This window comes from Serratia sp. BNK-4 (assembly GCF_048685115.1).
Lineage (GTDB): Bacteria > Pseudomonadota > Gammaproteobacteria > Enterobacterales > Enterobacteriaceae > Serratia > Serratia bockelmannii.
The window spans coordinates 919638-933021 of record NZ_JBLQTM010000001.1 but is presented as its reverse complement, the minus strand read 5'-3'; the positions used below and the strand labels follow the sequence as shown (position 1 = coordinate 933021).

Here is a 13384-nt window from a genome sequence, read left to right as displayed (position 1 = left end):
ACCCAATGGGTGGCCAAACATGTCGAGATATTATTATTTCGTACTAAGATCTTAGCGCTTCAGCACCGCTTTTACCGCGTCGCCGATGTCCGCCAGGCTGCGAACGGTTTTCACGCCCGCCGCTTCCAGCGCAGCAAACTTCTCGTCCGCTGTGCCCTTCCCGCCTGCGATGATGGCGCCCGCGTGGCCCATACGCTTGCCTTTCGGCGCGGTTACGCCGGCGATGTAGCCGACAACCGGTTTGGTGACGTGTTCTTTGATGTAAGCTGCCGCTTCTTCTTCAGCGCTGCCGCCGATCTCACCGATCATCACGATCGCTTCGGTCTGCGGATCCTGTTGGAACATCTTCAGGATATCGATGAAGTTGGAGCCCGGGATCGGGTCGCCGCCGATACCCACGCAGGTGGACTGGCCCAGACCGGCATCGGTGGTTTGTTTCACCGCTTCATAGGTCAGGGTACCGGAGCGGGAAACGATGCCCACTTTGCCCGGCAGGTGGATGTGGCCAGGCATGATGCCGATTTTGCACTCGCCCGGGGTGATCACGCCAGGGCAGTTCGGCCCGATCATGCGCACGCCGGCTTCGTCCAGCTTCACTTTCACGGTCAGCATATCCAGGGTCGGGATGCCTTCGGTGATGGTGATGATCAGTTTGATGCCGGCATCGATCGCTTCCAGGATGGAGTCTTTGCAGAACGGCGCTGGAACGTAGATGACCGAGGCAGTCGCGCCGGTCGCTTCAACCGCTTCGCGCACGGTGTTGAACACCGGCAGACCCAGATGCTGAGTGCCACCTTTGCCCGGGGTGACGCCGCCAACCATTTTGGTGCCGTAAGCGATAGCTTGTTCGGAGTGGAAAGTCCCCTGGCTACCGGTGAAGCCCTGGCAAATTACTTTGGTGTTTTTATCGATTAAGATGGACATTATTTACCCTCCACTGCTGCAACAACTTGCTGAGCCGCATCAGTCAGGCTGGTCGCAGCAATGATATTCAGGCCGCTGTCCGCCAGTTTCTTGGCGCCCAGTTCGGCATTGTTCCCTTCCAGGCGCACCACGACCGGGACGTTAACGCCCACTTCGGCCACTGCGCCGATGATGCCGTCGGCGATCAGATCGCAACGTACGATACCACCGAAGATGTTAACCAGAACCGCTTTCACCTTGTCATCGGACAGGATGATTTTGAACGCTTCGGTCACGCGCTCTTTGGTCGCGCCGCCGCCAACGTCCAGGAAGTTGGCCGGTTCGCCGCCGTGCAGTTTAACGATGTCCATAGTGCCCATCGCCAGACCGGCGCCGTTAACCATGCAGCCGATGTTACCGTCGAGGGCAACGTAGTTCAGCTCCCACTGAGCCGCACGGGATTCGCGCTCGTCTTCCTGCGAAGGGTCACGCATTTCACGCAGTTCCGGCTGGCGGAACAGGGCGTTACCGTCGGCGCCCAGTTTGCCGTCCAGGCACACCAGATCGCCCTGCTTGGTGATCACCAGCGGGTTGATCTCAACCATCGCCAGATCGCGCTCCAGGAACAGCGTCGCCAGGCCCATGAAGATCTTGGCGAACTGGCTGACTTGCTTACCGGTCAGGCCCAGTTTGAAGGCCAGCTCACGGCCCTGATAAGGCTGTGGACCCGCCAGCGGATCGATGGTCATTTTGTGGATCAGTTCTGGGGTTTCTTCCGCCACCTTCTCGATTTCCACGCCGCCTTCGGTAGACGCCATGAACACCACGCGACGGGTAGAACGATCCACTACCGCGCCCAGGTACAGCTCTTTATCGATGTCGGTCGCCGCTTCTACCAGGATCTGGTGAACCGGCTGGCCCAGCGCGTCAGTCTGGTAAGTCACCAGACGCTTGCCCAACCAGGCTTCCGCGAAAGCACGGATATCTTCTTTGCTGTTGACGACTTTAACGCCGCCCGCTTTACCACGGCCGCCAGCATGAACCTGACATTTCACCACCCACGGGCCGGAGCCGATTTTGGATGCGGCTTCTTCTGCTTCACGCGGAGTGGTACAGGCGTAACCGGTTGGTGCCGGCATGCCATACCGAGCAAACAGCTGTTTTGCCTGATATTCGTGTAAATTCATGATGTTCTATCCATTCAGTTCTGAAGGTTTTTAGCCGGACCATTATTACGCGGTAAACCGCATGGTTTTCCGGCCACATAGCACAGAGTGCGGGCGCGGCACGCCGCGCCCGGCAAGGGTTACTAGACGTCCAGCAGCAGACGAGCCGGATCTTCCAGCATCTCTTTGACCGTCACCAGATAACCGACGGATTCTTTACCGTCGATCAGGCGGTGGTCATAAGACAGCGCCAGATACATCATCGGCTGGATCACCACCTGACCATTGACCGCCATTGGGCGATCTTTGATGGCGTGCATGCCCAGGATGGCGCTCTGCGGCGGGTTGATGATCGGGGTAGACATCAGGGAGCCGAATACGCCGCCGTTGGTAATGGTGAAGTTACCGCCGGTCAGCTCTTCAACGGTCAGTTTGCCGTCGCGGCCCTTAACGGCCAGCTCTTTGATTTTCTTCTCGATGTCAGCCATGCTCATGGCGTCTACATCGCGCAGTACCGGCGTCACCAGGCCGCGCGGGGTAGAAACCGCGATGCTGATGTCGAAGTAGTTGTGGTAAACCACGTCGGAACCGTCGATCGACGCGTTCACTTCCGGGAAGCGCTTCAGCGCTTCAACCACGGCCTTGATGTAGAAGGACATGAAGCCCAGACGCACGCCGTGGCGCTTCTCGAAGGCTTCGCCGTACTGCTTGCGCAGGTCCATGATCGGCTGCATGTTGATTTCGTTGAAGGTGGTCAGCATCGCGGTGCTGTTCTTCGCTTCCAGCAGACGCTCGGCAACGCGTTTGCGCAGGCGGGTCATCGGCACGCGTTTTTCGCTGCGGCCGGCCAGAACAGGCTGCGGTGCGGTTTCAGCGGCGGCGGCCGGTTTGGCAGCGGCGCCGCCTTTGGCCAGGTGCGCTTCCACGTCTTCACGCGTGATGCGGCCACCCACGCCGGTGCCTTTGATGGCGCCAGCATCGAGATCGTGTTCGGCGATCAGGCGGCGAATCGCCGGGCTGAGCGCGTCATTGCTTTCTTCTTCCAGGCTCGCGGTAGCGCGCTGTGCAGGCGTGGCTTCTTTCTCTTGGCTCTTCTCAGCGGTCGGCTTGCCGGAGCTGTCGCCCGGACGGATGCGGCCGAGCAGCTGGCGAGACAGCACGGTCGCGCCCTCTTCTTCCACGATAGCATCGAGAATACCCGCTTCACTGGCCGGCACTTCCAACACCACTTTGTCGGTTTCGATTTCAACCAGGACTTCATCACGCTGCACGCTGTCGCCCGGTTTTTTGTGCCAGGTGGCTACGGTCGCATCGGCAACCGATTCAGGAAGGTCAGGAACCAGAATATCTACGCTACTCATTTAGCTTTCCCTTAAGTTTTTTATCATCTGCTTGCCGGCCCTCGGCCGGCAAGCGAGCGAACATTAGTCAATATTCAGCGCGTCGTTCACCAGAGCCTGCTGCTGCTTCTGGTGTACGGACATATAGCCCACCGCCGGAGAGGCGGAGGCCGGACGTCCTGCGTAACGTAAAGAAGCCCCGAACGGCACCACTTCACGGAAGTTGTGTTGGCTGCAGTACCAGGCGCCCTGGTTCAGCGGCTCTTCCTGACACCAGACGAAATCATGCACGTGCGAGTATTGTTCCAGCACGGCCTGCACGGCCTGATGCGGGAACGGATACAGCTGCTCGATACGCACGATGGCCACGTCTTTCTGCTCGTTCTTGCGACGCTGTTCCAGCAGGTCGTAGTAGACCTTGCCGGAGCACAGCACGACGCGCTTGACCGCTTTCGGATCCAAGTCGTCGATCTCGCCGATCGCCGGCAGGAAGGTGCCGTTGGCCAGCTCGTCCAGCGAAGAAATCGCCAGCGGGTGACGCAGCAGCGACTTCGGCGACATCACCACCAGCGGACGGCGCATACCGCGCAGCGCCTGACGACGCAGCATATGGTAAACCTGCGCCGGCGTAGACGGGACGCACACCTGCATGTTCTGCTCTGCGCACAGCTGCAGATAGCGTTCCAGACGCGCGGAAGAGTGCTCAGGGCCCTGGCCTTCATAGCCGTGCGGCAGCAGCATCACCAGGCCGCACATACGGCCCCATTTTTGCTCGCCGGAGCTGATGAACTGGTCGATCACGACCTGCGCGCCGTTGGCGAAGTCACCGAACTGCGCTTCCCAGATGGTCAGCGTGCGCGGTTCCGCCGTGGCGTAGCCGTATTCGAACGCCAGCACCGCCTCTTCGGACAGCACGGAGTCCCAGACTTTGAATTCGCCCTGGCCGCTGTGGATGTTCGCCAGCGGAACGTAGACGGAACCGTTTTTCTGGTTGTGCACCACTGCATGACGGTGGAAGAAGGTGCCGCGGCCGGCGTCTTCACCGGAGATGCGGATCGGGATGCCTTCATCCGCCATGGTCGCGTAAGCCAGCGTTTCGGCAGCGCCCCAGTCGAACGGCTTGTTGCCCGCCGCCATCTCGGCGCGGTCAGCGTAGATTTTCGCCACGCGCGACTGCATTTCAATCGCTTCCGGCACGGTGCTGATGCGACGTGCCAGCTCTTGCAGGCGCTTCATCTCAACCTTGCTCGGGTACTCTTCGTCCCACTCGTGGTTCAGATACGGTGACCAGGTGAAGGAGTGCAGGTTCATCGGACGCCACTCTTCAACCACGCAATCGCCGCGGTCGAGCGCGTCGCGGTACAGGTTGACCATTTCCGTGGCATCTTCCAGACTGGCCACTTTCTGCTCGGTCAGCACGTCAGCGTAGATTTTGCGCGGCGTAGGGTGTTTCTTGATCTTCTGATACATCACCGGCTGGGTAGCGCTCGGCTCGTCGGCCTCGTTGTGCCCATGGCGACGGTAGCAGACCAGATCGATCATCACGTCACGCTTAAAGGTGTTACGGAAATCCAACGCCAGGCGGGTGACGAAGGCCACGGCCTCCGGATCGTCCGCGTTAACGTGGAAGATCGGCGACTGAACCATTTTGGCGATGTCGGTGCAGTATTCGGTAGAGCGCGCATCCAGCGGGTTGGAGGTGGTGAAGCCAACCTGGTTGTTGATGACGATACGCACGGTGCCGCCCACTTCGTAACCGCGAGCCTGAGACATGTTCAGGGTTTCCTGAACCACGCCCTGGCCGGTGATGGCGGCGTCGCCGTGGATGGTGATCGGCAGCACCATGTTGCTGCGCGCTTCGTCCAGACGATCGCGACGGGCACGTACCGAGCCCATGACCACCGGGCTGACGATCTCCAGGTGCGACGGGTTGAACGCCAGCGCCAGGTGAACCATGCCGCCTTCGGTTTCCACGTCGGAAGAGAAGCCCTGGTGATATTTCACGTCACCGGTGCCGAGGTGTTCTTTATGCTTACCGGCGAATTCGTCGAACAGATCGGCCGGCTTTTTGCCCAGCACGTTGATCAGCACGTTCAGACGGCCGCGGTGGGCCATGCCCAACACCACTTCGCGCGTGCCGTTCTTACCGGCGTGGCGCACCATCTCTTTCAGCATCGGCACCAACGCGTCGCCGCCTTCCAGCGAGAAGCGTTTGGCGCCCGGGAATTTGGCGCCCAGGTAGCGTTCCAGGCCTTCCGCCGCAGTCAGCTCGTTCAGGAAACGGCGTTTTTCGTCGGCGGTAAAGCTGGCGCGCCCCACCACCGATTCGATGCGCTGCTGGATCCAGCGTTTCTCTTCGGTGTTGGTGATATGCATGTACTCAGCACCGATCGACCCGCAATAGGTCTGCTTCAGCGCGGCGTACAGATCGCCCAGCTTCATGGTTTCTTTGCCGATGGCGAAAGAGCCCACGTTGAAGGTTTCCTGGAAATCGGCTTCGGTCAGGTTGTGGTAAGCGGGATCAAGGTCAGGAACTTGCTCGCGCTGCCACAGGCCGAGCGGATCGAGGTTGGCATGCTGATGCCCGCGGAAGCGGAAGGCGTTGATCAGCTGCAGTACCTTGACCTGTTTGGCGTCGGTTTCCGGATCGGTGATGGTGGTATTGTAGCGCGCGGAGTCTTTCGCCAGGCGGCGGAAGTAATCGCGCGTTTGAGAGTGAAGCTGATCGGGTTTGACACCCGCGGTTGGTAGCTGTTGAAAAATGGAACGCCAGCTATCTTCAACGGAACCCGGATCGGTTAAGAAGTCTTCATAGAGCTGTTCTATGTAAGACTGGTTCGCGCCCGCCAGATAGGAGGAATCCAGCCAGGCCTTCATTGCGCCGTTCTGCATCATGATCCCTTAAGCTTTGAAGCTTTAGTTTTCGCCGTGGTTAACATAATTACCGTGATGAATACGGTTTGCCGTAAAACGGTTCACTCGACGTACTTGCGGCCATGACGGCCCGATACGTTCTGTTATGGACCTTGCGGTCCCTTACAAGGAACCTCTAAAAACCGGCGGAAGAACCAGGCTGCATAGCGCCGCAGCCGCGGGTCAGTTTTTAGAGGTTCCCTCCCCTATGGGATGTGCGCCGGAAAAGAGCCCGGCGCAGCATCTCATTCCGTTTATGCGCCGCGTTGCAGCAGCATGGACTTGATATGCCCGATCGCACGCGTCGGGTTCAAGCCTTTAGGACATACACTGACACAATTCATAATGCTATGGCAGCGGAAAACACTAAAAGCGTCGTCCAGATCATCTAAACGTTCTTGCGTTTCCGTGTCACGGCTGTCGATCAGGAAGCGATACGCCGCCAACAGACCGGCTGGGCCAATGAACTTGTCCGGGTTCCACCAGAACGATGGGCAAGAGGTCGAGCAACAGGCGCACAGGATGCACTCGTACAGACCGTCCAGCTTGGCGCGTTGGTCCGGCGACTGCAGGTGCTCGCGCGCCGGCGGGTTCTTGCCGTCGTTCAGCAGGTATGGCTTGATCTTTTCATACTGGGTATAGAACTGGCCCATATCCACCACCAGATCGCGCACCACCGGCAGGCCCGGCAGCGGACGGATCACGATCTTGCCGTTGCCTTTGCGCAGCGACGAAATCGGGGTGATGCACGCCAGGCCGTTTTTACCGTTCATATTCAGGCCATCGGAACCGCATACGCCTTCACGGCATGAGCGACGGAACGACAGGGTCGGGTCTTTTTCTTTCAACTGGATCAACGCATCCAGCAGCATCATGTCGCGACCTTCTTCCGCTTCCAGGGTGTAATCCTGCATGTGCGGCGCGTCATCGACATCCGGGTTGTAGCGATAAATGGAAAATTCGAGTTTCATCTGTCGATCTCCGCAATTAGTAAGAACGCACTTTCGGCGGGAATGCCGGGCGCAGCTTCGGTTGCATGTTCACTTCACGACGCGTCATGCTTTCCGATTGCGGCAGATACAGCGAATGGCACAGCCAGTTGGCGTCATCGCGTTCCGGGTAGTCGAAGCGGCTGTGTGCGCCACGGCTCTCGGTACGGAAGTTGGCCGACACGGCGGTGGAATACGCGGTCTCCATCAGGTTATCCAACTCCAGGCACTCGATGCGCTGGGTGTTGAACTCGCTGGAGGTATCGTCCAGGCGTGCGTTCTTCAGACGTTCACGGATCACTTTCAGTTCTTCCAGGCCCTTGGCCATCGCATCGCCTTCACGGAATACCGAGAAGTTGTGCTGCATGCAAGACTGCAGCGCTTTGCGAATTTCGACCGGGTCTTCACCGGAACGGGTGTTGTTCCAACGGTTCAGACGGTCCAACGAGGCTTCCACGTCGGAGTCGCTGGCGTCACGGCTCACGCCCTGCTCTTCCAGCGATTCCTGCAGGTGCATGCCGGCGGAACGGCCGAACACCACCAGGTCGAGCAGCGAGTTGCCGCCCAGGCGGTTGGCGCCGTGCACCGATACGCAGGCGATTTCGCCCACGGCGAACAGCCCCGGGATCACCACGTCTTCACCCTTCTCGTTCACGGTCAGCGCCTGGCCGGTCACCTTGGTCGGAATGCCGCCCATCATATAGTGACAGGTTGGGATAACCGGGATCGGCTCTTTCACCGGATCGACATGCGCGAAAGTGCGGGACAGCTCCAGAATGCCCGGCAGACGGGATTCCAGTACCTCTTTGCCCAGGTGATCCAGCTTCAGCTTGGCGTGCGGGCCCCAAGGACCGTCGCAACCGCGGCCTTCGCGGATTTCGATCATGATCGAACGGGCAACCACGTCGCGGCCCGCCAGATCTTTGGCATTCGGCGCATAACGCTCCATGAAGCGCTCGCCGTGTTTGTTCAGCAGGTAACCGCCTTCGCCGCGGCAGCCTTCAGTCACCAGTACGCCCGCGCCAGCGATGCCGGTCGGGTGGAACTGCCACATTTCCATGTCCTGCACCGGCACGCCAGCGCGCAGCGCCATGCCGACACCGTCGCCGGTGTTGATGTGGGCGTTGGTGGTGGACTGATAAATACGGCCTGCGCCGCCGGTCGCCAGCACGGTGGCCTTGGCTTTGAAGTAAACCACTTCACCGGTTTCGATGCAGATAGCCGTGGTGCCGACCACCGCGCCGTCCTGGTTTTTCACCAGATCGAGCGCATACCACTCGGAGAAGATGGTGGTGTGATTTTTCAGGTTCTGTTGGTACAGGGTGTGCAACAGCGCGTGACCGGTACGGTCGGCTGCGGCTGCGGTACGCGCCGCCTGCTCGCCGCCGAAGTTCAGCGACTGACCGCCGAACGGACGCTGATAGATGCGGCCGTCGTCCAGACGAGAGAACGGCAGGCCCATGTGTTCCAGTTCCAGAATCGCTTCCGGGCCGGTTTTACACATATATTCGATGGCGTCCTGGTCACCGATATAGTCGGAACCTTTCACCGTGTCGTACATATGCCATTCCCAGTTGTCCTCGTGGCTGTTGCCAAGCGCGACGGTAATGCCGCCCTGTGCGGACACGGTATGGGAACGGGTCGGGAAAACTTTGGACAGCAGGGCACAGGTCGAGCCCGCTTGGGAAATTTGCAGCGCGGCACGCATGCCCGCACCGCCGGCGCCGATTACGACGGCGTCAAACTCTCTGACTGGCAGTTTCATTTAAGCACCCCACACTACGATTGTTCCGTACAGTAAATAGACCAGCAACGCGACCACGACAGCCAGCTGCAACACCAGGCGAACCGCCAGCGGCTTGACGTAGTCCGTCAGCACCTGCCACAGCCCGATCCAGGCGTGTACCAGAATCGACAGCAAGGTCAGCAGAGTGAACACTTTCGTAATGGAAGTGGCGAAGAAACCGCGCCAAATGTCATAAGTGAGTTCCGGAGCCGTGACGAAAAAGCCCAGGATATACAGGACGTACAGGGTGATGATGATCGCGGAAGCACGCAGCAGCAGCCAATCGTGCACGCCGTTGCGCCCTAATGCAGAAACGTTGTTTACCATACGAGGACTCCAGCCAGAACTGACAGCACGACGGTCAGACCGATCGCCACCTGGGCGGAACGGGTACCGGCGGCCAAACTCTCTTCGATGTAGCCAAAATCCATTAACAAGTGACGGATGCCACCGCAAATGTGATAGGCCAGCGCCGTGAGGATGCCCCAGAATATGAATTTGACGATGAAGCTATTCATGATGGCGGCCGCCTGCAGGAACCCCTCTTGGGAAGAGAGTGACAGGCCCAGCAGCCAGAGGAGGATACCCACGGCAACGAAGGTAATTACGCCAGAGACTCGGTGTAAGATAGACGCTATCGCAGTTACGGGGAACCGGATCGTTTGCAGATCCAAGTTGACAGGTCGTTGTTTTTTCACGTATTTGCCCACACAGCTCTTATTATTTTCCTTCCTCCGGGCCTGGGCGGGGATCAGACAGCGTTAAGAGCCTAAAACCCTTACACGTCACGCGCTCAAACATCAACATCCTCTGTGCTCAAACGGCGCGCATTTATAACGCTGGGTGCTCCTACTTCAGGGTAATCCGGAGACCTGGCGGCAGTATAGGAGGATCACATTCTGATTACAATTCTCATACAACCGCTTTGATAACATTTCCCCCGAACAGTGATTCAGATCACGGATTTCACAATTAGTGCAAAATTAATTATCTGATTTGACAAGAGATCAACATTTCCATTACATATAGGGGCACAAACGGTCCTATGATGCGCTATGGGTCAGCAGATACACTTCCTCCCGGGTTCGAGTTATGCAACAGTGTATTTGGCGAACCTATCCCAATAGACGTTGTTTCCCGCTCGAGTTTGCCGGCGTCAAAAGCAAATAAAGCACATAAAAACAGATTATTGGGATAGGTTCACATCTCTTCGAACAGCTCATAGGTAAGATTAACAGACTATAACGAATTACTCTGAATCGTTAACAACTGGTCACCCGTCTCGTTCGCCTGGTCAGCACTCTGTACCCTACCCGCGCACAGTTGCGCAGTCGCTCACAGAGTTAGCGTCCGCACCATTTTTTGCGGGCAACCTGCAGAGATTTAAGGTATTTCAGTTGTTAGTGGTTTTTTAAAATAAGGCGCTAAGGAGACAGTAAATGACTGATAAGAAAGCGACGCTAACCATTAACGACAGCGAAGCTCCGATCGAACTGGGCGTATTGACACCGACACTGGGCCCTGATGTCCTCGATGTCCGCGCTCTGGGTTCCAAAGGTTATTTCACATTTGATCCCGGCTTTACCTCCACCGCTTCTTGCGAATCCAAGATTACCTTCATCGACGGCGACAAAGGCGTGCTGCTGCACCGCGGCTTCCCTATCGAGCAGCTGGCGAAAGAATCTTCCTACTTGGAAGTGTGCTACATCCTGCTGTACGGCGAGACCCCAACGCCGGAAGAGTTCGAAACCTTCAAGACGACCGTAACCCGTCACACCATGATCCACGACCAGATCACCCATCTGTTCCGTGGCTTCCGTCGCGACTCGCACCCGATGGCGGTGCTGTGCGGCGTGACCGGTGCGCTGGCGGCGTTCTACCACGATGCGCTGGACGTCAACAACGAACGTCACCGCGAAATCACCGCGTTCCGCCTGCTGTCCAAAATGCCGACCGTGGCCGCGATGTGCTACAAATACTCCCTGGGCCAGCCGTTCGTTTACCCGCGCAACGATCTGTCCTATGCCGGCAACTTCCTGCACATGATGTTCGCCACCCCGTGCGAAGAGTACGTGGTGAACCCGGTGCTGGAACGCGCCATGGACCGCATCCTGATCCTGCACGCCGACCATGAGCAGAACGCCTCTACCTCGACCGTGCGCACCGCCGGCTCTTCCGGCGCCAACCCGTTCGCCTGCATCGCGGCCGGTATCGCCTCCCTGTGGGGGCCGGCACACGGCGGCGCCAACGAAGCGGCGCTGAAAATGCTGGAAGAGATCAAGACCGTCGAGCACATTCCAGAGTTCATCAAGCGCGCCAAGGACAAGAACGACTCCTTCCGCCTGATGGGCTTCGGCCACCGCGTGTACAAGAACTACGATCCGCGCGCCACCGTGATGCGCGAAACCTGTCACGAAGTGCTGAAAGAGCTGAACAAGAAGGACGACAACCTGCTGCAGGTAGCGATGGAGCTGGAACACATCGCGCTGAACGACCCGTACTTCATCGAGAAGAAACTGTACCCGAACGTCGACTTCTACTCAGGCATCATCCTGAAGGCGATGGGCATTCCTTCTTCCATGTTCACCGTGATCTTCGCCATCGCACGCACCATCGGCTGGATCGCCCACTGGAACGAAATGCACGACGAAGGCATCAAAATTGCCCGTCCGCGTCAGCTGTACACCGGCTATGCCGAGCGTGATTTCAAATCCCAGCTGAAAAACAAGTAAGCCGCCGCTTTCCTGGCTGAAACCGCACAGCGCCGCCCCTTCGGGCGGCGTTTTTTTTGGTTATTTCTGGCAGCCCGGGCACCAATAAAACGGCCGCGATGACAGCTCGGTGCGCACAATCATCGCGCCGCAGCGTTCGCAAGGCTCACCGCTGCGATGAAATACCTTGAAGCGAAACAGCGCGCCGTGATGCCGGTTGTCATCCGCCTGCCCGCGCGTCTGGTAGGAAAGGCGCGGCACTGCCAGCAACGCCTCCGCCAGACGGCGCAGCGCCTCTGGCGTCAGATCCTGCGGTTTATGCTGCGGCGCCAGTTCGGCCTGCCACAGGATTTCGGCACGCAGATAATTGCCCAATCCGGCAAGAAATGCCTGGTCGAGCAGCATGCCGCTCAGCTGCCTGCGGCGAAAACGCGGCGTCAGCAACCGCTCCGCCACGGCGTCTACCGTCAGCGACATGTCCAACACGTCAGGGCCGATGCGTTGCAAAAACGGGTGCTGTTCTATTTCCTCGCGCGGCCCGACGGTAATGTCGGAAGCGCTGTAGAGCAATATCGCGCTGCGGGCGGTTTCCAGTCGCACCCGCAGATCGCGTTTGGTCTCCGGCGTCTCTCCTGCCGCCGCCACTTTCCACACGCCATACAGCTGGTTATGGCTGTACATCGTCAGCCCATTGGAGAAATGGGTCAGCAGCGCCTTGCCGCGCGGCTCGATGGCGACGATACGCTCGCCGATCAGACGCTGGCGATAGTGTTTCAACTGAGGAAAAGCGAAATCGACGGCGGTCAACGGCTGATCGATCACCGCCGCCGCCAGTTTGTCCGCCGCCCGGCGAATCTCCGGTCCTTCCGGCATAGACCACTCCTTGCGTAGACCCGGCGCAGCCCGGTGCGCCGGGAGTGTTCTTGATTAATGCGTTGCGCCACCCACCACTTTCAGATCGTGTTCCACCTGCAAAGCGATGGAAACGGCCAGCTCCAGCGCAAACAGCACCGTCGAAGCCGCCATGCTCGGCGCACCGGGGTGGGCCGCCGCCTGTTCCGGCAGGTACGGAATATGGATAAAGCCGCCCTTCACCTCACGCTGGCCGCTCAAACGGTGCAGCAGCCCATACATCACATGGTTGCACACGTAGGTGCCGGCAGTCTGCGAAACGGCGGCCGGAATGCCAGCTTCGCGCATCGAACTGACCATCGCTTTGATCGGCAAGGTGCTGAAATAGGCCGCCGGACCGCCGGCGACGATCGGCTCGTCCACCGGCTGCTGCCCCTGATTGTCGGGAATGCGCGCATCGTCGACGTTGATCGCCACCCGTTCAATCGTGATATCGGTGCGGCCGCCGGCCTGGCCGATAGCCAGCACCATCACCGGCTGCACCTCATCGATCGCCGCATTGAGCGCCTCCAGCGCCGCGCCGAACACGCACGGCAGCTGGCGCGCCACGATGCGCGTGCCGACCAGCTCCATATCATTGAGCTGCTTCACCACTTCCCAGGAGGGGTTAAGGCGTTCGCCGCCAAACGGCTCAAAGCCGGTAATCAATACTTTTTGCATCCTT

At 58.8% G+C, this 13384-nt stretch carries 11 protein-coding genes; 1 reads left to right on the top strand and 10 read right to left on the bottom strand.

The annotated features are described in order from the left end of the window. Positions 1-51: 51 nt before the first annotated feature. The 8 genes from sucD to sdhC all read right to left on the bottom strand — a co-directional run bounded on the left by sucD (position 52) and on the right by sdhC (position 9807). Positions 52-924, bottom strand: a complete 873-nt coding sequence (sucD, locus tag ACMGGW_RS04455; protein WP_004939878.1) for a succinate--CoA ligase subunit alpha — start codon at positions 922-924, stop codon at positions 52-54. Then, entirely contained in the window at positions 924-2090 is a 1167-nt protein-coding gene (gene sucC, locus ACMGGW_RS04450; RefSeq protein WP_025301883.1) for an ADP-forming succinate--CoA ligase subunit beta, read from the bottom strand. Before sucC ends, sucD begins: the two co-directional genes overlap by 1 nt. A 122-nt stretch (positions 2091-2212) precedes the next feature. Continuing rightward, on the bottom strand, positions 2213-3430 hold the full coding sequence (gene odhB / locus ACMGGW_RS04445; RefSeq protein ID WP_025301882.1) for a 2-oxoglutarate dehydrogenase complex dihydrolipoyllysine-residue succinyltransferase: 1218 nt from the start codon (positions 3428-3430) through the stop codon (positions 2213-2215). 63 nt (positions 3431-3493) lie between these two features. Further along, positions 3494-6301, bottom strand: coding sequence for a 2-oxoglutarate dehydrogenase E1 component (gene sucA / locus ACMGGW_RS04440; RefSeq protein ID WP_025301881.1), 2808 nt, complete (start codon positions 6299-6301; stop codon positions 3494-3496). Between the two features lie 275 nt (positions 6302-6576). Then, a complete protein-coding gene (locus ACMGGW_RS04435) occupies positions 6577-7293 on the bottom strand; it encodes a succinate dehydrogenase iron-sulfur subunit (RefSeq protein WP_025301880.1) in 717 nt (238 codons plus the stop codon). A 16-nt stretch (positions 7294-7309) separates the two neighbouring features. Further along, positions 7310-9076 carry a succinate dehydrogenase flavoprotein subunit gene (gene sdhA / locus ACMGGW_RS04430; protein WP_015376974.1) on the bottom strand — a complete coding sequence of 589 codons (1767 nt, stop codon included), beginning with the start codon at positions 9074-9076 and terminating at the stop codon, positions 7310-7312. Beyond that, positions 9077-9424, bottom strand: a complete 348-nt coding sequence (gene sdhD, locus ACMGGW_RS04425) for a succinate dehydrogenase membrane anchor subunit (RefSeq protein ID WP_004939891.1) — start codon at positions 9422-9424, stop codon at positions 9077-9079. Continuing rightward, positions 9418-9807, bottom strand: coding sequence for a succinate dehydrogenase cytochrome b556 subunit (sdhC, locus tag ACMGGW_RS04420; protein ID WP_004939893.1), 390 nt, complete (start codon positions 9805-9807; stop codon positions 9418-9420). Before sdhC ends, sdhD begins: the two co-directional genes overlap by 7 nt. 729 nt (positions 9808-10536) lie before the next feature. Here sdhC and ACMGGW_RS04415 point away from each other — a divergent pair. After that, positions 10537-11829 (top strand): citrate synthase, encoded by a 1293-nt coding sequence (locus ACMGGW_RS04415; RefSeq protein WP_016928730.1) that lies wholly within the window; start codon positions 10537-10539, stop codon positions 11827-11829. A gap of 60 nt (positions 11830-11889) precedes the next feature. On the opposite strand, the gene nei is transcribed toward ACMGGW_RS04415, so the two are convergent. Then, positions 11890-12681 (bottom strand): endonuclease VIII, encoded by a 792-nt coding sequence (gene nei, locus ACMGGW_RS04410; RefSeq protein WP_025301879.1) that lies wholly within the window; start codon positions 12679-12681, stop codon positions 11890-11892. A gap of 54 nt (positions 12682-12735) precedes the next feature. Then, positions 12736-13380, bottom strand: a complete 645-nt coding sequence (gene pcp / locus ACMGGW_RS04405; protein WP_016928732.1) for a pyroglutamyl-peptidase I — start codon at positions 13378-13380, stop codon at positions 12736-12738. Positions 13381-13384 lie beyond the last annotated feature (4 nt).